18 protein-coding genes and 1 riboswitch are annotated in these 21,380 nt (G+C 54.4%); of the genes, 3 read left to right on the forward strand and 15 right to left on the reverse strand.

Annotation, left to right across the window (positions count from 1 at the left end; genetic code table 11):
- Window position 1: 1 nt before the first annotated feature.
- Genes NQ534_RS21160 through NQ534_RS21205 form a run of 10 tightly spaced genes read right to left on the reverse strand, consistent with a single transcriptional unit; the run spans window position 2 to window position 10,650 of the window.
- Window positions 2-2,140, reverse strand: a complete 2,139-nt coding sequence (locus NQ534_RS21160; protein WP_006864238.1) for an RNA degradosome polyphosphate kinase — start codon at window positions 2,138-2,140, stop codon at window positions 2-4.
- A 12-nt stretch (window positions 2,141-2,152) separates the two neighbouring features.
- On the reverse strand, window positions 2,153-3,670 hold the full coding sequence (locus NQ534_RS21165) for a Ppx/GppA phosphatase family protein (RefSeq protein WP_006864237.1): 1,518 nt from the start codon (window positions 3,668-3,670) through the stop codon (window positions 2,153-2,155).
- Window positions 3,671-3,707: 37 nt separating this feature from the next.
- Window positions 3,708-5,021, reverse strand: coding sequence for an ATP-binding protein (locus tag NQ534_RS21170; protein WP_006864236.1), 1,314 nt, complete (start codon window positions 5,019-5,021; stop codon window positions 3,708-3,710).
- On the reverse strand, window positions 5,018-6,163 hold the full coding sequence (pheA, locus tag NQ534_RS21175) for a prephenate dehydratase (RefSeq protein WP_006864235.1): 1,146 nt from the start codon (window positions 6,161-6,163) through the stop codon (window positions 5,018-5,020). Before pheA ends, NQ534_RS21170 begins: the two co-directional genes overlap by 4 nt.
- Complete coding sequence (gene folK / locus NQ534_RS21180) at window positions 6,160-6,975, reverse strand: 2-amino-4-hydroxy-6-hydroxymethyldihydropteridine diphosphokinase (protein WP_006864234.1); 816 nt, start codon at window positions 6,973-6,975, stop codon at window positions 6,160-6,162. Before folK ends, pheA begins: the two co-directional genes overlap by 4 nt.
- The gene (gene folP / locus NQ534_RS21185; RefSeq protein ID WP_006864233.1) at window positions 6,968-7,774 is read right to left on the reverse strand and encodes a dihydropteroate synthase; all 807 of its coding nucleotides are present in this window, start codon (window positions 7,772-7,774) and stop codon (window positions 6,968-6,970) included. Before folP ends, folK begins: the two co-directional genes overlap by 8 nt.
- Window positions 7,771-8,253: an HD domain-containing protein gene (locus tag NQ534_RS21190; RefSeq protein WP_006864232.1), complete on the reverse strand. Its 483-nt coding sequence runs from the start codon at window positions 8,251-8,253 to the stop codon at window positions 7,771-7,773. The genes folP and NQ534_RS21190 overlap by 4 nt, the downstream gene beginning before the upstream one ends.
- 2 nt (window positions 8,254-8,255) lie before the next feature.
- Complete coding sequence (gene folE / locus NQ534_RS21195) at window positions 8,256-8,810, reverse strand: GTP cyclohydrolase I FolE (RefSeq protein WP_040785307.1); 555 nt, start codon at window positions 8,808-8,810, stop codon at window positions 8,256-8,258.
- The gene (locus tag NQ534_RS21200; RefSeq protein ID WP_040785306.1) at window positions 8,792-10,096 is read right to left on the reverse strand and encodes a bifunctional folylpolyglutamate synthase/dihydrofolate synthase; all 1,305 of its coding nucleotides are present in this window, start codon (window positions 10,094-10,096) and stop codon (window positions 8,792-8,794) included. The genes folE and NQ534_RS21200 overlap by 19 nt, the downstream gene beginning before the upstream one ends.
- Before the next feature lie 5 nt (window positions 10,097-10,101).
- On the reverse strand, window positions 10,102-10,650 hold the full coding sequence (locus tag NQ534_RS21205) for a folate family ECF transporter S component (protein ID WP_040785296.1): 549 nt from the start codon (window positions 10,648-10,650) through the stop codon (window positions 10,102-10,104).
- Between the two features lie 139 nt (window positions 10,651-10,789).
- Window positions 10,790-10,890, reverse strand: a riboswitch (THF riboswitch).
- 89 nt (window positions 10,891-10,979) lie between these two features.
- Here NQ534_RS21205 and NQ534_RS21210 point away from each other — a divergent pair.
- From NQ534_RS21210 to NQ534_RS21220, 3 genes are all read left to right on the forward strand, one after another.
- On the forward strand, window positions 10,980-11,360 hold the full coding sequence (locus tag NQ534_RS21210; RefSeq protein WP_006864228.1) for a putative ABC transporter permease: 381 nt from the start codon (window positions 10,980-10,982) through the stop codon (window positions 11,358-11,360).
- 111 nt (window positions 11,361-11,471) lie between these two features.
- Entirely contained in the window at window positions 11,472-12,398 is a 927-nt protein-coding gene (gene pyrB / locus NQ534_RS21215; RefSeq protein WP_040785294.1) for an aspartate carbamoyltransferase, read from the forward strand.
- On the forward strand, window positions 12,392-12,820 hold the full coding sequence (locus tag NQ534_RS21220; RefSeq protein ID WP_006864226.1) for an aspartate carbamoyltransferase regulatory subunit: 429 nt from the start codon (window positions 12,392-12,394) through the stop codon (window positions 12,818-12,820). Before pyrB ends, NQ534_RS21220 begins: the two co-directional genes overlap by 7 nt.
- Before the next feature lie 127 nt (window positions 12,821-12,947).
- On the opposite strand, the gene NQ534_RS21225 is transcribed toward NQ534_RS21220, so the two are convergent.
- From NQ534_RS21225 to NQ534_RS21245, 5 genes are read right to left on the reverse strand one after another with little or no spacing between them, the layout of a single operon-like run.
- Entirely contained in the window at window positions 12,948-13,763 is an 816-nt protein-coding gene (locus NQ534_RS21225) for a hypothetical protein (protein ID WP_006864225.1), read from the reverse strand.
- Window positions 13,764-13,793: 30 nt separating this feature from the next.
- Window positions 13,794-14,285, reverse strand: coding sequence for a hypothetical protein (locus NQ534_RS21230; RefSeq protein WP_006864224.1), 492 nt, complete (start codon window positions 14,283-14,285; stop codon window positions 13,794-13,796).
- Window positions 14,286-14,307: 22 nt separating this feature from the next.
- Window positions 14,308-14,817, reverse strand: a complete 510-nt coding sequence (locus NQ534_RS21235; protein ID WP_006864223.1) for a hypothetical protein — start codon at window positions 14,815-14,817, stop codon at window positions 14,308-14,310.
- Window positions 14,818-14,829: 12 nt separating this feature from the next.
- On the reverse strand, window positions 14,830-15,354 hold the full coding sequence (locus NQ534_RS21240; protein WP_006864222.1) for a hypothetical protein: 525 nt from the start codon (window positions 15,352-15,354) through the stop codon (window positions 14,830-14,832).
- Window positions 15,351-21,344: a YDG domain-containing protein gene (locus NQ534_RS21245; protein WP_143115843.1), complete on the reverse strand. Its 5,994-nt coding sequence runs from the start codon at window positions 21,342-21,344 to the stop codon at window positions 15,351-15,353. The genes NQ534_RS21240 and NQ534_RS21245 overlap by 4 nt, the downstream gene beginning before the upstream one ends.
- Window positions 21,345-21,380: the final 36 nt, after the last annotated feature.

The raw sequence follows: 21,380 nt of genomic DNA on the forward strand, positions 1-21,380 counted from the left end.
CCTATTCCTCCACTGCCGGCTCCGCCGGGATAAAGACGCGGTCGTGCACGGAATCCTCCGGTCTTTTCGCCCGCTCCACCGCTTCTTTACAGAAATAATCCTGCGCGCACAAAAGTACCTTGCCGCGCTTGTCAATCTTCTCATAGGTGCCGTCCGGCTGCAGGATATGCGCCTTGACGTTATCCGCAAGCTGAATCTGCAGGATGTGGTACGCTTCCTCCTTAATCTCGTCGTTCTCCAGCGGGAAGAGGATTTCCACACGCTTATCGAGGTTGCGCGGCATCCAGTCCGCACTGCCCATAAAGATTTCCGGCTGTCCGTTATTGTAAAAATAGAAAATGCGCGCATGCTCCAGGAAATTGCCCACGATCGAGCGCACGGTAATATTTTCGCTGACGCCCGGAATGCCCGTCTTCAGACAGCAGATGCCGCGGATGATCAGCTCGATCTTCACACCCGCCGCCGACGCCTCATAGAGCCGGGCGATGATTTCCTTGTCGCATAAGGAATTCATCTTTGCGATGATGTGCGCCGGTTCACCCGCCAGAGCGTGCTCCGTCTCCCGGCTTATCAGCTCCGCAAAGCGATTGCGCAGCCAGATGGGCGCAAGCGCCAGACGGTTCCAGTGTCTCGGCTCCGAATAGCCTGACAGCATATTAAACACCGCTGTCGCATCCTCCCCGATTGCCTCCGAGCACGTCAGCAGTCCGCAGTCCGTGTAAAGCTTTGCCGTGGAATCGTTGTAATTTCCGGTGCCGAGGTGCACATACCGGCGGATGCCGTCCTCCTCCCGGCGCACCACCAGCGTAATCTTGCAGTGCGTTTTCAGACCCACCAGACCATAAATGACATGGCAGCCCGCTTTCTCCAGCATCTTTGCCCAGACAATGTTGTTTTCCTCATCGAAGCGCGCCTTCAGCTCCACCAGAACGGAAACCTGCTTGCCGTTCTCCGCCGCCTGCGCAAGCGCCGCGATAATCGGCGAATTGCCGCTGACGCGGTAGAGCGTCTGCTTGATGGCGAGCACATCCGGGTCCTTCGCCGCCTGGCGCACAAAATCCACCACCGGGTCAAACGTCATATACGGATGATGCAGCAGGATATTGCCCTCGCGGATGGCGGAAAAAATATCGCTGCAGTCCATCAGCGCCGGAACCGGCTGCGGGACATACGGCTTATTCTTCAGATGGTCGAAGCCCTCCAGACCATACATCTTCATCAGGAATGTCAGGTCCAGCGGTCCGCTGATGTGGAACACATCGTCCCCCTTTATGTTAAATTCCTTTTTCAGAATCTTAAGGAGCTGCTTATCCATACCGTCCTCCACCTCCAGACGGATGACCTCGCCCCACTGACGCTTTTTCAGCTGCCTCTGGATTTCCTTCAGAAGATCCGCCGCCTCGTCCTCATCAATGGTCAAATCGGCGTTGCGCATGATGCGGTAGGGGTGTGCGCAGACAACGTCGTAGCTTAAAAACAGCTTTCCGATGTTGCGCTCGATGATCTCCTCCAGCAGAATGACAGTGCGCACCCCGCTTTTTCCTCCCGGCAGCTCGATGATGCGCGGAAGCACAGAAGGCACCTGTACCGTCGCAAACTGCGTGGAAGCCTCCTTCTGCCCCTCCTCCTTCTTAGAGATCAACGCGCCGATATTCAGAGTCTTGTTGCGGATAAGCGGGAACGGCCGCGAGGAATCCATCGCCATCGGCGTGAGGACCGGATATACATTTTCCTCAAAATAGCGGTCCACATACGCCTTCTGCTCGCGGTTTAAATCCTCGTGCTTCGTGATGACCTCCAGCCCCTGCTGCTTCAGCGCCGGCAGCAGCGAACGGTTGTAGGTGGAATACTGCAGCGCCACCACCTCCTGCACGCGCTTTAAGATCACCTCAAGCTGCTCGGAAGCCGTCATCCCAGCGATATCGCGCTTGCTGTAGCCCGCATGTACCATATCCTTCAGGGAAGCGACGCGGATCATAAAAAATTCATCGAAATTTGAGGCGGTAATACTCAGGAATTTCAGACGCTCAAAAAGAGGGATGCTTTTATCGCGCGCCTCGCTTAAAACACGCTCGTTAAAGCTGATCCAGCTATCCTCCCGGTTCCGGTAATATTCCGGTTTCGTGAAATCCATTTCCATTGCAATTCCCTCCTACATCGTCTTTTTCTGCCGGATAACCGGCCGGATATGAAATACCTCTTCAAAATAATCCGCCTTCGGCGGAAACAGTCCCTTCTCCAGCGTGATATCCTCCGTGGTCTCCACGTGAATCAGGAGCTCCTCCTCCTTCAGGGTAAAACGCACCTGGCTGAATTTCTGCTTGTGGCTGCGGTCCAGGGCGTTCGCCACGCGCAGGATCGCCGTCAGCTTCATGATAAGCAGATACTCCTTCTCACCCAGCCCCGGCTGCATCATAATATCCCCGTATGTAAAATCAAGCGTATTGTATTTTACCACATTGGCAATCACCCGGCGCTCCTTGCTGGACAGTCCGATAATTTCCGTCGCCATGATGATGCTGTAGGAGCACTCCGCCCCGTCGGATAAATTGATATACTTTCCGCAGCTGTGCAGAATCACCGCAATCTGCAGAAGCAGCCGCTGTCTGGCGTCCAGCCCGGAGAATTTTTTTATCTTATCAAAAATCGGCAGCGCCAGGCTTTCCAGATTTTTGATGTGGCTCTTATTGCACTGGTAGCGCTTCGCAATAATCCGCGCCGCGGCAATGATATCGTCGTCAAAATTATGCTCCGCCCTTATAAGCCGGTTTCTCTGCGCGTAATCATATGCAATGCCGTCGCTCAGGCTAAGCCCCGGCATCCAGATGGTCTGCGCTCCCGTCTCTTCGATCAGACGCTTATAAATGATGACAGACGGCAGAATCAGGGAAGCGCTCTCGGACGGAATCCCGTACTGGTGCGCAATCTCCTCCGGGCGCATTTCAATCACCCTCTGGTACATTTCCATGTACTGCGATGCATCCACGACCGGTCTGCCCAGAAGCTGCAGGATATAATCGCCCGCCACAATCAGATTTTTAATCTCGCGGTCCTTTAAGTACATCTTTTTAAAGCTGGCAAGCTCGTTGTTGATCAGCTCCTCCGCCATTTCCTCCATGTGCAGGGTCTGGCGCACAAAATCCGCCATTTTTTCACGGATACGCAGATATCCCATGCGGATGTTCTGCGTGGTCACCAGCTTGTCATTGTCAAAAAGACTGATCTGGATACTTCCGCCGCTCACATCCACGATTGCCGTTCCGTTCTGGATGATTCTGGGAAATTCCTTTTCCCCGAACGCGATGGACTTATAGTCCAGAAAGCGCTGCTCGGAGTTGTCGAGAATCTCCAGGTTAAGCCCCGTCACCCGCTTCACCTGCTCCAGAACCAGCATACGGTTATCCGCCTCCCGCACGGAGCTGGTCGCGCAGGCGCGGTAGGACGTCACCCTGTAGCCGTTCATGATCCGCACAAAATCGTTCAGAACGCGGCAGAGCTCCTCCAGCTTCCGGACGCTGATTTTCCCGGTATTAAAGGTGTCTTTTCCAAGCTCCAGGCGGCAGCGCACACAGTCGATCTCCTTCATTTCGTGCCGCGCCGGAAACTCAAAGATTTTCATTCCTATCTCGTAGGAACCCACATCGATGGATGCAAACATTTTCACTGCCATGTCACATTTTCTCCTTGCTTCTTTGTAATGCAGAAAATCAGCATACCTGTCCGAGCAGATAGTCGATAAACTGCTGCGCCGTTCTGCCGGAAAGCCCGCCGTGGGACAGCTCCCACTTGTTTGCCTCCTCCAGCAGCTCCTCCTCCGGCATCCGGATGCCGTTTTTCTCCGCCAGTATCCGGACAATATTCTGGAATTCCTTTTTATCCGGCGCGCAGAAGAAAATCTGGACGCCGAACCGGTTGACCAGCGAGAGCTTTTCCTGCACAGTATCGGAGGAATGCAGGTCGTCCCTGCGCTCTTCCTTGTCGCTGAATTTTTCCCTTACCAGATGGCGGCGGTTGGACGTCGCGTAGATCAGCACGTTGTCCGGCTTTTTCTCCAGACCGCCCTCGATCACCGCCTTCAGATACTTATATTCTATCTCAAAATCCTCAAAAGACAAGTCATCCATGTAAATAATAAACTTATAATTGCGATTTTTTATCTGGGCAATCACGTCGTTCAGGTCCTGGAACTGATGCTTGTAGATTTCAATGATGCGCAGCCCCCGCTCGTAATACTGGTTCAGGATGCCCTTGATGCTGGAGGACTTGCCGGTGCCCGCGTCTCCAAAGAGCAGACAGTTGTTTGCCTTTCGCCCGCTCACAAAAGCTTCCGTGTTCGCGAGCAGCTTTTTCTTCGCAATCTCATAGCCCACCAGGTCGTCCAGGCGCACATGGGCGATATTTTTGATTGGCAGGATCTCCACTCCCTCCTCTGTGTGCTCTATCCGGAACGCCTTGTGCAGACCAAGCTTGCCGACGCCGAAATCGCGGTAAAACTCTACCATATGTTCCATAAATTCATCCACATCCCGCGACTGCTCCAGCGCCACCGTCAGACTGCAGATGCGGTCCCGGATGCGCCTGTTAAAGGTTTTGCTGCAGCGCTCCGTATTGCGGTAGCGCATCAGATAGCGCATTGCGTATACGCCGGTCTTTTCCTCAATCTCATTTAAATCAAATGCGTACAGACCGCGGAAAATTTCAAAATCATGCTTCGCGATATCGTTGATGCTGCCCTCCACAGCCCCCACGATCTCACAGGCGGTGCTGAACACATTCTCATGATTTACCAGCAGGTAAGTCAGATAGGTGTGCCAGAGGTTTCCCTCAAAGCCATAGCTGCCTGCCATTTCTACCAGAGCGCTGATGCAGTCATAGTAGGACGCGCGCAGCGTATCCATTCCATACTTCTCTTTGCCGTCATAATCCAGGTTTTCTATTACCCAGACCATATCGTCAAAGATTTTGGCGTCCTTAAATCTGCGGTATAACAGCAGTTCTTCCACTCTTGTACTTCCGGTCATACATTCCCTCCATAATAATTTCCGAGGATTTTCACGTTTGCCGCTTCCTCCGTAATGCCGCGCAGCGCGTTTTTCACTGCGCTGTCGTTTAAATTGCCCTCCACGTCCACGAAAAACCGGTATTCCCAGTTCCGCTCCGGTATCGGGCGCGATTCAATCTTACTCATGTTCAGATTGTTGTAAATAAAATGCGATAAGATATTGTACAGCGCCCCGCTCCTGTGCGGCGCTTCAAAGCAGATACTGATTTTGTTGGCGTCCTTCTGGAAAATGCGCTGGTTCGAGACGATAATAAACCGCGTGGAATTGCCAGCGCTGGTGCTGATATGCTCTTTTAAGATCTCCAGCCCGAACACCTCTCCCGCAAAGGCGCTTGCAATCGCCGCCTGCGACGCGTCCTGCTCCTTTGCGACCTTCTTTGCCGCCATCGCCGTATTGTCCACCGCCTCCTGCTGCCAGTCGCGGTGTCCGTTTAAAAATTCCTCGCACTGCATCAGCCCCTGCTCATGCGAATACACGGTCCGGATACCGGAAAGCTTCGCCCCCGGCAGTCCCAGAAGCACATGCTCGACGCGGATGATCTGCTCCCCGACAATATAGTCGTCGTATTTCATCAGAAGGTCGTAGATTTCGCTGACGAAACCCGCCGTGGAATTTTCTATCGGCAGCACGGCGAAATCCGCCATGCCCTCCGCGATTGCCTCCAGCGCATCGCGCCACTTTGCCACCGCAAAGGAGCTGACCTTATCCCCGAAATATGCCTTCATCGCCGCCTGGGCGTAGGCGCCCTCCACGCCCTGGAAAACGACGCGGACATTCTCCCGTTCAATCTCTTCCACCTGCGTGAACGACAGCCTGCCGATCACGCCCTCGCGCGTGAGAAGCTGGTACTGTCTTTTTCTGCTGATGGACATAATCTGCCGGAACAGCTCCTCAACCGCATGTCCGTTAAAGGAGCTGTGCGTCATCGCCGTAAGAGTAGCGATCTTGGCGTCCTCCCGCTCCTTGTCAAAGACCTTTTTTCCGGTCTGTATCTTATACTCCGCCACCTCCTCGCAGACCGCCATCCTCTTTTCATAGAGTGTGACGATCTGCTGGTCAATCGCGTCTATTTCCTCCCGCAAAGCTGATAAATCTGTCATCTGACCACCTCCGTCTTCAGTTCCTCTATCGTCTTTTTCAGCAGCGGATGCCGCACATGCGGCGCGATCTGCGCCAGCGGGACCAGCACAAACTCCCGCAGGTGCAGCTCTTTATGCGGAACCGTCAGCTCCTCCGTGTCGATTACCTGGTCATCATAGAGGAGAATGTCCAGATCGAGCGTGCGCGGTCCCCAGCGGACGATGCGCTCCCGCCCTGCCGCCGCCTCGATCTCATGGAGACGCGCAAGCAGCTCCTGCGGCGTAAGCAGCGTCTGCAGCGCAAGTGCGCCGTTCAGAAAATCGTCCTGCTCCACACCGCCGTAGGGCGCTGTGACAATATAATCCGCCACCGCCGTTACCCGGCAGCCCTTTGTATCCCGCAGCGCCTGCACCGCACCGTCCAGATAAGCTTTCTTATCTCCCATATTGGAGCCGAGCGCGATATACGCCGTATGCCAGCCGCGCATGATCTCCACACTCACCGTCTCCAGCGGCAGATGGATGGGCGCCCACGGCTTCTTTATCTCCAGCCGCACCGCCTGCAGGCGGGGAAATGCAAGAAGCAGCGCCTCCGCAAGCTGCTCCGCCGCCGCCTCAATCAGCCTGAAGGTATGCTCCTGCATAAATTTAGTCATATATTGACTAAAACTGCCATAATCAATGGAATATTCCAGTTCATCCGTCCTGCCCGCCAGGCGCGTGTCAGTGAAAAGCTCCGCGGAAAGCACAAATTTCTGTCCGAGCGCGTTCTCCTCCGGGAAAACCCCGTGCCGGGCAAACACCTCCAGATTTTTTATGGTAATCTTATCCATGAAGAATAGCCTCCGTCATTTTTATTGCCCTGGCGTTTTCTTTTACATCATGGACGCGCACAAACATCGCCTGCTTCATCACGCCGAACACGGTCGTCACCAGCGTGCCCTCCACGCGCTCCGCCGCCGGAAGGTCCAGCGTCAGCCCGATCACCGACTTGCGCGAGGTGCCGAGCAGCACCGGATAGCCGAGCGCCTGCAGCTCCTCCAGATGGTTGATTGCCGTCAGGTTATGCTCATAGGTTTTGCCAAAGCCGACGCCGGGATCCAGTATGATCTTATCGTCCGCGATGCCCGCCGCCTTCGCAAGGGCAACCGTCTCCCGCAGGTCCGCTAAAAGCTCTGCCCGGAAATCTGTATAATCCGCCGCCTGCCGGTTATGCATCAGACAGCAGGGTACGCCCGCCTCTGCGATGACACCCGCCAGTGCCGGATCATATTTCAGCCCCCAGATATCGTTTACCAGGTCCGCTCCCGCCGCCAGCGCCGCCTTCGCCACCGCGCTTTTGTAGGTATCGACCGAAACGGGGATGTCAAATTTTTCCTTTACCAGCTCTATCATGGGTACCACCCTGGCGATTTCCTCCTCGTCAGAGAGCATCGTGTAGCCCGGTCTGGTGGATTCCCCGCCGATGTCGATAATATCCGCGCCGTCCGCGATCATCTGCTCCGTGTGCGCCAGCGCCGCCTCCGGATTATTCCAGCGCCCGCCGTCCGAGAAGGAATCCGGCGTCACATTCAGAATCCCCATAATATAAGTATGTCCCGTCTCCTGGAATTTGCGGTTTCCGATTTTCATAGCACAATCCTCCGATTTTTCTTTTCTTCCTTCCAGTCGCACTGCGGCTCTGCCGGGCAGGCAAAGCAGCTTCTGGAAAGCTTATCCGCCCGGTAAATCAGCCCGGCAAGATTCTTTTCCCCGCGCACGGACGCATCCCGGTGCCGCCTTATCGCCTCCAGGATCTCCTCCGTCTCCGTCTCCGAAAAGCCGCTCTCCCGCAGAATTTCCGGCGCCAGATGCGCGCTCGCCTGCTCGTGCGGGATTTTTTCCCGGTACTGCAGATGCCTGCCGATATCGTGCAGAAGCGCCGCCGCATAAATCAGCTCTTTTGGCACTCCCACCGCCTCCTCCAGATTCAGAAGCTGCGCGATCCGCGCCACATCCAGAAAATGCCCCATATTGTGACGGCAGAAAATCCGCGTTTCCTCGCACACCGCAATTTCCCGCAGATACGACTGGTACGTCTCATTTTTCAGTATCGCATTTACACGCTCCATCGCTATCGCCCCAGCATCCGGTAGAACTGGTTCTGCAGCGCTTCATTGTTCTCGAAAACGCCGCGGGTGACCACCGTGACCGTCTTTGTGCCCGGCTTTTTCACGCCGCGCATCGTCATGCACATATGCTCCGCTTCCACCATGACCATGACGCCCTGCGGCGCCAGGTGCTCCATGAAGGCGTCCGCCACCTGCGCGGTGAGCTGCTCCTGGAGCTGCAGCCTGCGGGCGAACACATTGACCGTGCGGGCGATCTTGCTTAATCCCACCACGCAGCCGTCCGGCACGTACGCCACATGCGCCTTACCCCAGAACGGCAGCATATGATGCTCGCACATGGAATAAAATGTGATATCTTTTTCCATCACCATATCATTATTGTCTACATGGAAGCGCTTCTCCAAATGCTTCCCGGCGTCCTCGTACATGCCGCCCGCGATCTCCGTGTACATGCGCGCAATGCGGTCCGGCGTCTCAATCAGCCCCTCGCGGCCAGTATCCTCGCCGATTCCTTCCAGAATCAGCCTCACGCCTTCCTTTATTTTTTCCTGGTCCATCGCCATTTTTCTGTCTCCTTTATCATTTCTCCCAGATAAGACAGCGAACCGAACGCCAGTATCACGTCCCCTTCCCTGTCCGCCGCCGAAAAGCTCCGGTCAACCGCCTGCGCGAGGCTCTCTGCCGCCTCCACATGCGGAATGTATTTCTGTGCCGTCCGCGCCAGCTCCTCTGCCGGCAGCGCCCGCGGATTGTCCGGCGTCTCTATCGTAATCATCCTGTCTATGTACGGCGCCGTTATCTGCAGCACAGCCTCATATTCTTTATCCTTCAGCACTCCGCAGACGGCAATGATCCGCCTGCCCGCCAGATACGTCTTTATCGATTCCCGCAGCTGCTCTGCCGCGCCGCGGTTGTGCGCCCCGTCGACAATGAAAAGCGGTTCGTCGCATATCACGGTAAAGCGTCCGCGCCAGACGGTCTTTGCAAGGCCCTGCCTGAGCTGCTCTTCCGTAATCCGAAAGCCCAGCTCCTGCAGCGCCCGCACCGCTTCCACGGCGACAACGGCGTTTGCGATCTGATAGGTGCCCGCCAGGCGAATCTCCAGATTTTTATATCCGCCGCAGGAAAAGCGCTGGGCAAAAAGCCCGTAAGCGACCTCCTCTGCCCTGCCGGCGTCCGCGATGCGAAGCTGCGCACGCTGCCCTGCGGCAATCTCCTCTATCACCCGCATGGCTTCCGGCTCCTGCGCGGCGCTCACCACCACCGTGTCCGGCTTGATGATGCCCGCCTTGTGCGCGGCGATCTCCGCCAGAGAATTGCCCAGGAACTGCATATGATCCATGCTGATGGAAGTCAGAATCTCCAGCACCGTCGTCTGTACCGCGTTTGTAGCGTCCGTGTCGCCGCCCATGCCGGTCTCCAACACAACAATATCGCAGTCCTCCTGCACAAAATATAAAAACGCAATGGCTGTCTCTATCTCAAATACGGTCGGCAGCGGATTCCCCGCCGCCTTCATGCGCCCGACTGCCTCCCGGACGCGGAAGGTATGCTCTGTGAGCGCTTCTTTCGTAATATATATCTCATTTACCTGGATGCGCTCCCGGTAGGAAAACAGCGTCGGGGAAATATACCTGCCCACACGATAGCCCGCCTCCTTCAGAATGGTGGAAACATACGCCAGCACGGAGCCCTTGCCGTTTGTCCCTGCGATATGAATGAATTTCAGCTTATCCTGCGGATCGCCAAGCTCCGACAGCAGCGCCCGCATGGCTTCCAGCCCCAGCACGCTCCCGGATTTTGCCGCCTCCGCCAGATAAGCCCTCGCTTCTGTATAGTCCATCGCCGTCACACCGTCCTGTGCGCCGCGCTGCCGCGGACAACCTCTGTCAGCGGGCTGAAATACAGAAGATTGGCAAGCACGCTGTAAACCGGTATCATTACCGCACACTGGATCAGTCTGCCGGGAAGAATCGCGTACAGATCATAGCCATTCATCAGCACCAGCCCGCAGGTGGTCAGAACCAGCGTCCCGCTGATCGCGCAGCATACGATGGAGAGGCATAAATACAGGGTTCTGTGCAGCTTCGTACCTCTCATCAGCGGATGCATCAGCGCCGGGATGACGCCCCAGGTCATCGTGGAGAGCGTGATCAGCGGATTGACCGCATAGCCCTTCAGCAGACAGCCGAGAATATCCGCCGCCATTCCGCATAAGCCGCCCGCCACCGGACCGAACCACAGTCCGGCAAGAATGGTCGGCAGACTGCTGATAGTCACCCGCGCAAAGCCCAGGTCCACCGAGACCACCTTGCTGAGGATAATCTGCATGGCGACCAGCAGCGCCATAAAGACCAGTGTACGTGTGTCGATTGTCGTTTTGTTATTTCTTTCCATAAAAATAACACCTCCATGATGTGATTTCAACGGACAAACTTCATCCGCCCTGAAAACACCGCCATCCGACGACATACAGACGCGGTATTTAGAGTAGATAAATAATATTCCCTCCACATTATGAGGCGTTCTCATATGTAGCAACGGGTGCGGAAAAAGCATCGCAAACCCCTGCGGGCTTTTCGGTTCAGGGCGACTCCCCAGCCGCTGACAACTTAACGCGCTTATTCCTACTTCGCTATTATTTATTTATCGTCATTATACCACAGAACCCGCGATTTTCAACACTAACTTGCATAAATCCCGCTGTATCTGCGCATACTCACACTATGAAAAATTTTTTGAAGTGCGGCGTATGCGGCTGGTGCCTGGAAATCCTCTGGACCAGTCTCGATTCCCTCCGCCGCGGGGAATTTAAGCTGATGGGGCAGTCCTCCATCTGGATGTTTCCCATCTACGGCATGGCGGCCATCATCCGCCCGGTTTCCGTGCTCCTGCGTCCGCTCGGCGTCCTGAAGCGCGGGCTGCTCTATATGGGCGGCATTTTCAGCATGGAATATCTGACCGGCTCCTTCCTGCAGAAAAGGGGCATCTGTCCCTGGGATTACAGCGACGCAAAGCTCAACTATCACGGGCTTATCCGGCTGGATTATGCGCCCCTGTGGTTCCTCACCGGACTGTTTTATGAAAAGCTCCTGAAAAATTCATAAAAAACATTTTTTCTTCTTTTCTTCCGGGGAATTATAGTGTATACTATGAAGCTAAGAGGTCTGCGCAGGGAATGCGCAGACCTGTAAGAAAGAGAAAAGGAGATGCAATTTATGAGACATTTAATGAGCCCTCTGGACCTCTCCGTCGGGGAGCTGAACGACATTCTGGATCTGGCGTGTGATATTGAAGCCAATCCAAAAGCCTACGCTCACAAATGCGATGGTTTGAAATTAGCTACTTTGTTTTACGAACCAAGTACAAGAACGCGACTCAGTTTCGAAGCTGCAATGATGAATCTGGGTGGCAATGTACTTGGTTTTTCTTCGGCCGCCAGCTCCTCCGCCTCCAAGGGCGAAAGCGTTTCCGATACCATCCGCATGGTATCCTGCTACGCCGATATCTGCGCGATGCGCCACCCGAAGGAGGGCGCGCCGCTGGTTGCTTCCATGAAATCCTCCATCCCGGTCATCAACGCCGGCGACGGCGGACATCAGCATCCCACGCAGACGCTCACCGATCTGATGACCATCCGCTCCCTGAAGGGACGGCTTGACAACCTCACCATCGGTCTCTGCGGCGACCTGAAATTCGGACGCACCGTCCATTCGCTGATTCACGCAATGATTCGCTATCCGAATGTAAGATTTATCCTTATCTCCCCGGAGGAGCTGCGCATTCCCAGCTACATCCGCGAGGACGTCCTTCAGAAAAATAATATCCCGTTTGAGGAGGTAGTCCGCCTGGAGGAGGCTCTGCCAAAGCTCGACCTTCTCTACATGACACGCGTGCAGCGCGAGCGCTTCTTCAACGAGGAAGATTATGTGCGCATGAAGGATTTCTACATTCTGGACAAAAAGAAAATGGCGCTTGCCGGACCGGATATGCTGGTGCTCCACCCGCTCCCGCGCGTCAACGAAATATCTGTGGAGGTGGACGACGACCCGCGCGCCGTTTACTTTAAACAGGTACAGTACGGTGTTTATGTAAGAATGGCACTGATTCTCACACTGCTGAAATGGAGGGATACCACATGTTAAACGTAGGCGCACTGAACGAGGGCTTTGTGCTCGACCACATCGAAGCCGGCAAGAGCATGACGATTTACCACTATCTGCGGCTGGACAAGCTGGACTGCACCGTGGCAATCATCAAAAACGCCGTCAGCAACAAGATGGGCAGAAAGGACATTATCAAAGTGGAATGCCCGATCGATATGCTGAACCTGGACATCCTCGGCTTCATCGACCACAACATCACCGTCAACATCATTAAGGATGGCAGAATCGTGGAGAAAAAAGAACTTTCTCTCCCGAAAAAGATTGTAAATGTCATCAAATGCAAAAACCCGCGCTGCATCACCTCCATCGAGCAGGAGCTGGACCATGTCTTTCTCCTGACTGACCCGGAAAAAGAGGTCTACCGCTGCAAATACTGCGAAGAGAAATACCGCGGAAAATAAATGATGCCGGGGTCCAAAGCCCCTAAATTTTCACAGCCCTTTGGCAGTACGTTTTATCATGCTGCCAAAGGGCTTTTTTACATAAGCGGCTTAGCAGAAGATTGTATCCGTTCCCGCTTTTTTATTTTTAATCTGCTTTTCTTCTGTTTCTTCCTGCCGCGTAGACCAGCAGAACCATTACCGAGCCTCCGCAGAGCAGTATCCACAGCATCGGGTCTGTTTCATCCCCGGTCTTTGCTGCAGTTCCTTTCGCATCGCTTCCGGAGGAGCTGCCCGGCGTTTTCCCGGATGTTCCCGTGTCCCCCGTCTGTTTTCCGCCCGTTTTTTCGGTTTCTGTTTCCGTTTCTGTCTCCGTCTCTGTTCCGCCCGGTGTTTCCGTTTCGTTTCCGCCCTCCGGCTGCTCCGCCAGCACATAATAGCTGTTGTGTGTGGTAACAAAGGAAATCTTACCGCCGGATACGCTGCTCTCCATCCGGGTCACGCTGCCCTGTCCGGACACATAATAGACGGATGGATTTCTATATGCACCATTCAGGCTGATTGTAACTGTAATCTGCCCGTCCACCTCATAACGCTGTCCGTTGCTGTCCACAAAATAAATATCGTAGACATGCAGGTTCGTCCCAAGCCCTTCCATGCATTTCTCGATCCAGTCGTGGGTTTCCCCGTTTTCTTCCTCCAGTATGTGCTCCACCACGAAGAGCAGCCCGTCCGGCAGGCTGTCCCCTTCCACGGTCACAGCCGTCCCGTCGTCAAGCGTCACTTCCCCGCTGCCTTTTTCCACAGTATCCGGATGTCCGTCCACCTTTGTAGTCAATACGGTCTGGCTGTCCTGCCCGGTCTGCGCCTCCTGCGCCTGCACAGGCGCCGGGAGCGCAGTGAGCAGGAGGCACAGTGCCGCCGCTTCCGCCAGTGTCCGGATCCCTTTCTTTAAAAATCCCACTTTCCCGCCTCCTCTCTGAAATCTCCGGTCTTACTGTGTATCAGCAAGCTCTGCCGCAAAGGTGATCACTGCCCGGTAGGTGCCCGGACTGGTTTTCCCCCATATTTCGCTGGGGATGTGGACGGTCAGAGGGACGGATGTCCCGCCGTCTTCCAGTTCCTTACTGCTCCAGGTCTTCCCGGTAAATACCCCGCTTCCCTGCCAGAGTGCAAACGGGAAATGGTTCCCGGCATCCGCAGTGTCCGTAAATTCCGTGGTATCCACGCTGACACGGACCTCCTGCTTTGTTCCGATCTCTCCCGTCACGGACAGGCTGCCGATTTCTGTGTCCACCGTTCCAAAAACGATATTCTGGCTCTTCGGGATGGACATTGTGTAGGACGCATCCTTCTGGATGGTAAGCTGCATGGACTGCGACTGGCTGCCGTCAGCGGCATACGCTGTGCAGACGGACATTGCCAGGACAGCCGCTGCAAGACCCGCGCCCACAGCTCTTTTTTTCCGTTTTTTCCCTGTTTCCATGCCTATGCCGCCTCCCGGAGATTTATTTGTCTACAATCGACGCTTCAAAGGTGATCGTGCCGGTATAATTTCCCACTTCTGCATCGATGCCGACTGCGGAGAAATGCAGTGTGCCTCCGGTTGTCGGTGTGGTGGAGGTACCGCTAAATTCAGCTACTACCGCGTTATTCCCGATTGCCGTCGTGCCGTCCAGGCTTACCGTCGAGGAAACACTCCTGCTGATATCGTTGTCCGTAAGGGTTACCTGTCCGTTTGTGATTCCGGATGCCACCCTGATCTGCACCTTCTCCGTATCCGCTACGCTGATAGCGGAAAGTCCTACTTTCTCCGTTACTTCCTTATCCTCCAGCAGTGTCACACTGCTCGGAATGCTGAGTGTGAATGTTGAATCAGGTGCCGTTTTCGTGAATGTCACGCTCATGGAACCGGTCTGCGGATCCGCTGCGAAAGCGGTCAGTGCCCCTCCTGCGATCATTCCTGCTGCAAGCACTCCTGCAAGTCCTTTTGTAAGATACTTTCTGTTTTTCATCATGGTGATCCTCCTTTAATTGATTACATTTAATGTTAATTTTATTTCAGAGCCGTTTAACGGCGTCTGTGCGTCATCCATCGCGAAGCATTCATATTTCAGCACCGCATCCTCATAGGTTCCTGTGACAAGCGTCTGCTCCAGCGTGATATCATAGATTCCCTTTCCCGGCTCTATGAGGCCGGACTGCCATAACTGCGTGCCGTCTGACAGCAGCAGCGTCATGCGGAAGTAGCAGGTATTCTGCTCCGGGTTGTACAGGTTCACGGACTGCTCTGCGGAATCCGCCTTCAGGGTGATGCTCCCGTATCCGGGGATATCAATGGTGTCCGTGTTTTTCTCCCCTTCATACACATCCTGCTCGCCGGTCCAGTCCTCGGCATTTTCATCCGTTGTCAGACCGCCGCCCTGCGGGGTATCCTCCCCGAACCAGGTATTCCAGTTCAGCCCCACAAATACCCCGGCTCCCACAAGCAGGATTACCAGCACGATCAGAAGAAGGATTTTTCCTGTCTTCCCTTTCGGGTTGTTACTGCTCATTCTGTCGTCCCTCCTTCCGCTGCTGTATAATCAATCGAAAATGTGACGGTTCCCTCGTAGGTTCCTGCCAGGATGTCTGTTTCTGTCGGTGCCTTAAAGGATAAGGATACCGGGGAATCATCGGGGGATTCAAATACTGCAAAAATCCGGTCCGTAAATGACGTGATCGGCGTTTCACCCACATACATCGCAGATGTCACACTGCTTCCGGAACCATCTGTATTCGTTAAAGTCAGTTTCCCGTTTTCATCAATTCCATCGCTGACAGAAACGCTGACTGTTCCGCCATTTAAGTTGAATGGTTCTTCTTTATTGATTCCAACGCTGACGGCATCTCCGCCCGCAACGGCAGTTTTCGGAATGGTAATGGTATAGGCTGTTGCATCCGGGTCTGTTACCACTTCCAACGTGACAGTACCGGTTACTTCATTGTAGTTGTCGGTATCCTGCGGAATAAAAGTCCAGTCATACTCTCCGGTACCTGCAATCAGTGTCTGGCCTGCCTTTAGCGCCAGAGTGCCGGGTACAGTGTCATCGGTCCGGGTCAGCACAACATCCGCCAGCGCCGTGTCAGGATAAATGGTACCGGTATAGCCCACAGTACCAAGATTGGGAGTAGCCTTTTCAATCTTAAACTCGACTGTCCGGGTGCCATAGTAATTACCGTTTTCCACTGCCGTGATGGTCACAGAGGCAGTTCCGGCATCCACGTTCTTCTCATAGGTCACGGTGTAGTCCGTGCCTTCCGTAAGGGTGTTCCCGTTCTTAACCACAGTAACAGTGGGCTTGTGCTCGGTGCCATCGTAGATGAAGCTGTCCTGCTCAAGCGTCACGGTGGCAGTGGCAAGGTCGGACCTGGTAATCTGGAAATCCACAGCTTCCAGTATTACATCATAGTTTCCTGCAACATCGTTACCGTCTTCATCCACGATCGTAAATGTATTGATAGCATAGCTTCCCTCGGATTCGCCTTCTGCACGCCCAAGGGTCAGGGTATGCCCGGCAAGCAGTGAACCGCTGGTAAGCTGGTAAGTCAGTTCAGGATCATCTGCTCCGTATTCTTTGGTCAGGCTATCCGGCGTAACGGTAATCTTCCGCTGTGTAATGGTTCCGGTAAGGGAAGCAGGCATTTCTTTCAGAATATAATTGCCTGCATCCTTGCCGGTCAGGGTAAACTCTCCGGTATAGGTGATGTCTTTTCCTTCGCCGGCCGAAGCGTCCGAAAACTGTGCGGTGACGCCGCTGGCATCCAGCTTTATATCATCATCCTGACCGTACCAGGGATAGCCGCCATCAAGCTGAAACTCTGTGCCGTTCAGGACGATGTCTGTCATACCGTCATAAATCTTCTCAATCGTCCAGTCTTTTACGTTCAATTCCCTCGGATAAATCTCCCATGTAGCTGTGGCGGTGCCAGTGTAGTTCCCTTTTCCCTCCACTTTAACGGTGTAAGTGTCAGCGTCCTTTCCGGTGTAGCCGCTATATGTGTAATCTGTTCCATAGTTCAGCTTGGTACCGTTCAGTTCAACCGACTGAACGCCAATCTCCAGTGTCCCGCCAAGATACTCAAAACGGGTGCCTTTCAGCGTTACCACTGCATTCTCAATATCCGCCCTGTTCACAGTAACAGCGGCTGCTGTTCCGGACAGGGAATACCCGTCTACAGTGGCGGTGCAGATGTATGCGTACTCTCCTGCATCCAGCTTATCGGGAGTGTAGGTTTCCCCTGTTGCCCCGGCAATCTCTTCACCGTTTAAGTACCACTGATAAGTAACGGCATTGGCACTGTCATCCGGCTGTGTTACAGTAGCTGTCAGTGTGGTTGCAGTGTCGCCGTAGGTAATCGTAGTCGTGGCTGGTGAAATGCTCACGCTCTGGATCGGGACTTTTGCCACTGTGACCGTACCTTTTAATTCACTGATACTGGTATCACTTACCCATGAATCGTTCTGCTTAAAGGCGTAGCCCTCGACAAGAAGGTTGCTGACCGCGACGCCTTGAAGCCCACTATCCATATTTATAATAGCCGCGCTTTCCCCATAATAAGTGCCGCCGGTAAGCTCTATCCTGCCTCCAATCGCATTGATTCCATATCCGCCCTCACTGGTACCACCCTTCACACTTCCGCCGGAAATGTAAACCTCTCCGTTTTGTATGTCTAATGCCATATATCCGGAAACACTGCCGTCTTCCATGTAAAAGCTGCCACCGGTAATCGTCACGCCGGAAGAAGAATACATCTCCCGCCCTGCCACAGTTCCTGCTTCGAGGGTCAGACTTCCGCCGCTAATGCTGATGACAGCGGACCCGTTCCCGCTGATTGTATATGTGTCATTCCCATCGTTTTTTACTTCACTGGTCAAGGTGATGTTGTCATTCCCATCCACGGTCAGAGCCGAAGCTACCGTCACATCGGAAAACAGGGTAACAGTTGCGCCTCCGGCGTTGCCTTTCGCCGCCTGCCATGCTTTTTCAATCGTAGCATAATATGCCGATTTCTCACCATTCACGGTCACGCTGGCTGCCGCCTGCGCAGTACAGCCAACCGCCGTACACTTTCCATTTTCATCCCAGTCATGGGGTTCCGACATGGGAGCTTTGCAGACCACGCATATTCCGCTGTGATTTTCTCCGCCCCCGTCATCCGTCCAGCTTTCGCAGCTATGGGTACAGTCCTCTACTGTTACCGTACCGTACAGCCTTGTGTCAGTCATGTCAGTGATCAGAGTTTTCGTGTCATCTTTCACTTCATAGTAAGCTTTTTTTTCTTCCAGTATTGTCTGCAGCGTTCCGCTCACATTCCTTAGTAGTACCGCAGCCGAATTATCAGCAACCAGATAGGTTCCCGTAAAGGTTCCGCCGGAAACAGTTCCGGAACCGCCGTCTACGATTGCCAGTCCATTATATCCGCTGGCGCTTCCTCCATTGATTTCCGCCGTTCCCCCGCTGTATACGCAGATACCGGAATGTCCGTCCGCCTGCGCGACTGCCGAACCGCCGTTCATGATAAATTTACCGCCGCCACTTACTGCAATGGCATTGCTTCCATTTTCGCCATTTTTGACAGTTCCGCTCGCCAGTGTAAACGTACCGCCTGTGATATTGATCAGACCGCCGTCTGTTTCGTTTGTATCGCCGAACAGGGTATGATCCGTCCCCTCCGCACTGGCAAAGATGATGTCGTCGCCGCTTTCCACGGTCAGCGTGGTGCTGACTGTAACATTCTGGAGCAGCGTCAGTGTTGTCTGCGTATCCCCATTGCTTAACTCTTTTGCCGCTGCCCACGCTTCCTCTATGGAAACATAATAATCTGCCGTCCTGCCGCCGTCCCTGCTCACGCTGGCCACTGCCTGCGCATCACACTTTGTACAGGTAAGGATATAGTTTCCGGAGCTGTCCGTTTCTCCTGTGCCCCATTCATGCGCTTCCCCCTCCGATGCTCCGCAGACCTCGCAGATATGCACATGCCTGCCGGAAGCCGTATCATTGGACCAGCTGCCCCAGTTATGGCTTTCTGCATTCTCTTTCCCGCAGTATTCACAGGCATGGGTGTGGGTGCCGTCGCCTGCGTCAGACCATGCGCCCCAGCTATGGTTCTCGCACTTGACCACCGTATAGGTGCCGGAACCCAAGCTGTTGCTATCACCAGCCGCGTAAGAGCCATCCTTGTAATAGATATACCCAGTTTCCAGCAGATTGCTAACTTTGCCCGAAATAACATACACCGCCGAGGAACTGCCAGTGAATGTGCCGCTGGCGAGCTTCGCATTGCCGTTACTATTGTCATAAATGCCGTAGCCACTGTAATAACCGGAGACTGTTCCGGTGAACGTACCTCCGCTGATCTCGGCTGAGCCGCTATTAACCCATACGGCAGCCGCATCACCATTGCTGCCTGTGGCTGTAATCGTCCCGCCGCCGATGACCAGTGTGCCGCCATTGACGTACACAGTATAAATTTTGGAATAAGCCAAACTTGAATTCACAAATATGCCGCTCGTGATAGTCAGTTTTGCACCAGTTGGAATATTGAGCAGACCGCTTATTCCATAGTCTGTATATGTCCCGGAAAGGGTGTGTCCATCGCCCACCAGCGTAACGTCGCCGCTGACGGTGATTTTCTTTCCTGCCTCAATTTCCACATCTTTCAGAAGTGTGACCGTCGCCGTCTGCCCGTCCTGTATGGAACCAAACGCTTCCATAATATCCGCATACTCTGCGGTCACCCCGTCTGCCTCCACACTGGCAGCCGCCGTCTCGCCGTATCCCATGTCCGCCAGTGACAGGATACCGCTACCATATAGGGCTTTCGTGTCCCCGTCATAGGTATAGGACACACCCTGTCCGTTTGCCGTAAAGCTGTAGCCGCCGTCCACGCTGCCGCTGGTTCCAGCCAGAAACAGTCCGCCGTTCTGCCCGACGGTTCCCTCATCGCTGTTTGTCACATCCACAAGGTAGTTTTTGCCGTCCAGTGTGACGATATTCCACATATGAGCGCCCGCACCGGTTCCGCCGGTCATAGTGCCGGTCACTGTATAGCAGGTCAGACCGCCAAGGTCGCACAGATACTGGAATGCCTTTGCGTAACCCTCGCAGACCACATTGGTGGAGCTGTCCCCGTCAAACACATAGATAAGCTGCCACGGGTTGCCGCCCTCTGACATGCTTCCGCCTGCCGCCGCGCTGTTATAGGAAACCGCACTGCAGATGTAATCTTTGTATGCGGTCAGCTTCTCAACATCTGTTTTCCCTGCGTTGTCATTTACCACCTGCTGCGCGGTGGCTGCCGCCCTGGATGCCGCGCCTGTTTTTGATGTATCGGTTGTGTATGTCCCGTCCCCTGCATAATCACCGGCGACGGAGAAGCTGATGGTTATCCCTTTATCCAGGAAATAAATTGAACTATTTCCTTTGATGTAACTTGCCCCCATCACGGGTATCTGCGTATATTCTGTCCCGGCAGATTTGTCATACCAGTACAGCTCATACGGGCAGTCCGCCAGCAGGGCGGAAATGATAGCGGGGACACGGCCTGCATCATAACCGATTCCTTTCAGGACTGCCGCTTCGGCTTCTTCTGCAAGACCGTTCATAGGCTTATTCTCGTCCTTCCATATTGGAACGCCGAGTTCTTCCTCCGTCCAGGTCGTCTGCGTGATCCCCAGTTCCTCCCACGTAAGTGTGAAGGATGTTGAAGATGCCGTGCCGCTGGCAACCGCCGTAATTCTTTCTTTCAGTAACCGGTATATCTTCAGGTCCAGCCCCGTCAGGGTGCTTTCCCCGTAGCTGCTGCTGTAAAGGGAGATCCCGCCATACAGGATCCGCTGCGCATAGCCGGCATATAAGGTGTCATTGTCCGGCAGGCTTCCTGCATCCGGGGCGCAGACCGCTGTGGTCCCGGCAGACTGCAGTTCCATGTCCGCGATTTCTTCTGTTTCCGTCTCTGTTTCTGTTTCCGTTTCGCTTTCCGTCTCTGTTTCCGGTCCGCTTTCTGCCTCCGTGCCGTCCCCCGGCATTCCTGCTTCCGTGTTTTCTGTCCCGGTTTCTGTTTCCTGCCCCTGTGTACCAGGGCTTTCCGTGCCGGTCTGCGCTTCCGTGTCCGCCGTTATTTCCGTCTGTGTCCCTTCCTGCGTTTCCGTCACTGTTTCCACCGGTGCCTCTGTTACCGTTTCCGTAACCGGTGCCTCCGTGACCGTTTCCGTAACCGGTACTGGCGGTGTTTCTTCGGTCTGATCCTGCGGTGTCTCCGCCACAGCCTCCACAGACATCTGCGCGGATGTTTCCGCTCCCGTTTCTTCCGCCGTTTCCCCGGACGCTTCTGCTGCCAGCACTGCAGTCTGCTCTGCCTGCGCCCCTGTTTCTTCTATGATGATGGCTTCCTCCCCGGCATACGCCGGTACTGCTGTCTGCATCACCAGCATCCCTGCCAGCAGTACCGCCAGTGCCGCGGGGCGCCTCTTCCTTCTTTTTTTTCTGGTTACCTGTCCCATCCTGCATTCCTCCAAAACTGCCTTTTCCGGCTCCGC

It is taken from the genome of Marvinbryantia formatexigens DSM 14469, assembly GCF_025148285.1.
Taxonomy (GTDB): domain Bacteria; phylum Bacillota; class Clostridia; order Lachnospirales; family Lachnospiraceae; genus Marvinbryantia; species Marvinbryantia formatexigens.

Excerpts from the sequence above, each read along its gene's own strand:
- NQ534_RS21190 (WP_006864232.1), bottom strand. The coding sequence starts at position 8,253 with ATGGAGCGTGTAAATGCGATACTGAAAAATGAGACGTACCAGTCGTAT.
- NQ534_RS21240 (WP_006864222.1), bottom strand. The coding sequence starts at position 15,354 with ATGAGCAGTAACAACCCGAAAGGGAAGACAGGAAAAATCCTTCTTCTG.
- NQ534_RS21165 (WP_006864237.1), bottom strand. The coding sequence starts at position 3,670 with ATGGCAGTGAAAATGTTTGCATCCATCGATGTGGGTTCCTACGAGATA.
- folK (WP_006864234.1), bottom strand. The coding sequence starts at position 6,975 with ATGGATAAGATTACCATAAAAAATCTGGAGGTGTTTGCCCGGCACGGG.
- NQ534_RS21230 (WP_006864224.1), bottom strand. The coding sequence starts at position 14,285 with ATGGAAACAGGGAAAAAACGGAAAAAAAGAGCTGTGGGCGCGGGTCTT.
- pheA (WP_006864235.1), bottom strand. The coding sequence starts at position 6,163 with ATGACAGATTTATCAGCTTTGCGGGAGGAAATAGACGCGATTGACCAG.
- folE (WP_040785307.1), bottom strand. The coding sequence starts at position 8,810 with ATGGACCAGGAAAAAATAAAGGAAGGCGTGAGGCTGATTCTGGAAGGA.
- NQ534_RS21160 (WP_006864238.1), bottom strand. The coding sequence starts at position 2,140 with ATGGAAATGGATTTCACGAAACCGGAATATTACCGGAACCGGGAGGAT.
- NQ534_RS21205 (WP_040785296.1), bottom strand. The coding sequence starts at position 10,650 with ATGGAAAGAAATAACAAAACGACAATCGACACACGTACACTGGTCTTT.
- NQ534_RS21235 (WP_006864223.1), bottom strand. The coding sequence starts at position 14,817 with ATGATGAAAAACAGAAAGTATCTTACAAAAGGACTTGCAGGAGTGCTT.
- NQ534_RS21200 (WP_040785306.1), bottom strand. The coding sequence starts at position 10,096 with ATGGACTATACAGAAGCGAGGGCTTATCTGGCGGAGGCGGCAAAATCC.
- NQ534_RS21245 (WP_143115843.1), bottom strand. The coding sequence starts at position 21,344 with ATGGGACAGGTAACCAGAAAAAAAAGAAGGAAGAGGCGCCCCGCGGCA.
- NQ534_RS21170 (WP_006864236.1), bottom strand. The coding sequence starts at position 5,021 with ATGACCGGAAGTACAAGAGTGGAAGAACTGCTGTTATACCGCAGATTT.
- NQ534_RS21210 (WP_006864228.1), top strand. The coding sequence starts at position 10,980 with ATGAAAAATTTTTTGAAGTGCGGCGTATGCGGCTGGTGCCTGGAAATC.
- NQ534_RS21220 (WP_006864226.1), top strand. The coding sequence starts at position 12,392 with ATGTTAAACGTAGGCGCACTGAACGAGGGCTTTGTGCTCGACCACATC.
- pyrB (WP_040785294.1), top strand. The coding sequence starts at position 11,472 with ATGAGACATTTAATGAGCCCTCTGGACCTCTCCGTCGGGGAGCTGAAC.
- folP (WP_006864233.1), bottom strand. The coding sequence starts at position 7,774 with ATGAAAATCGGAAACCGCAAATTCCAGGAGACGGGACATACTTATATT.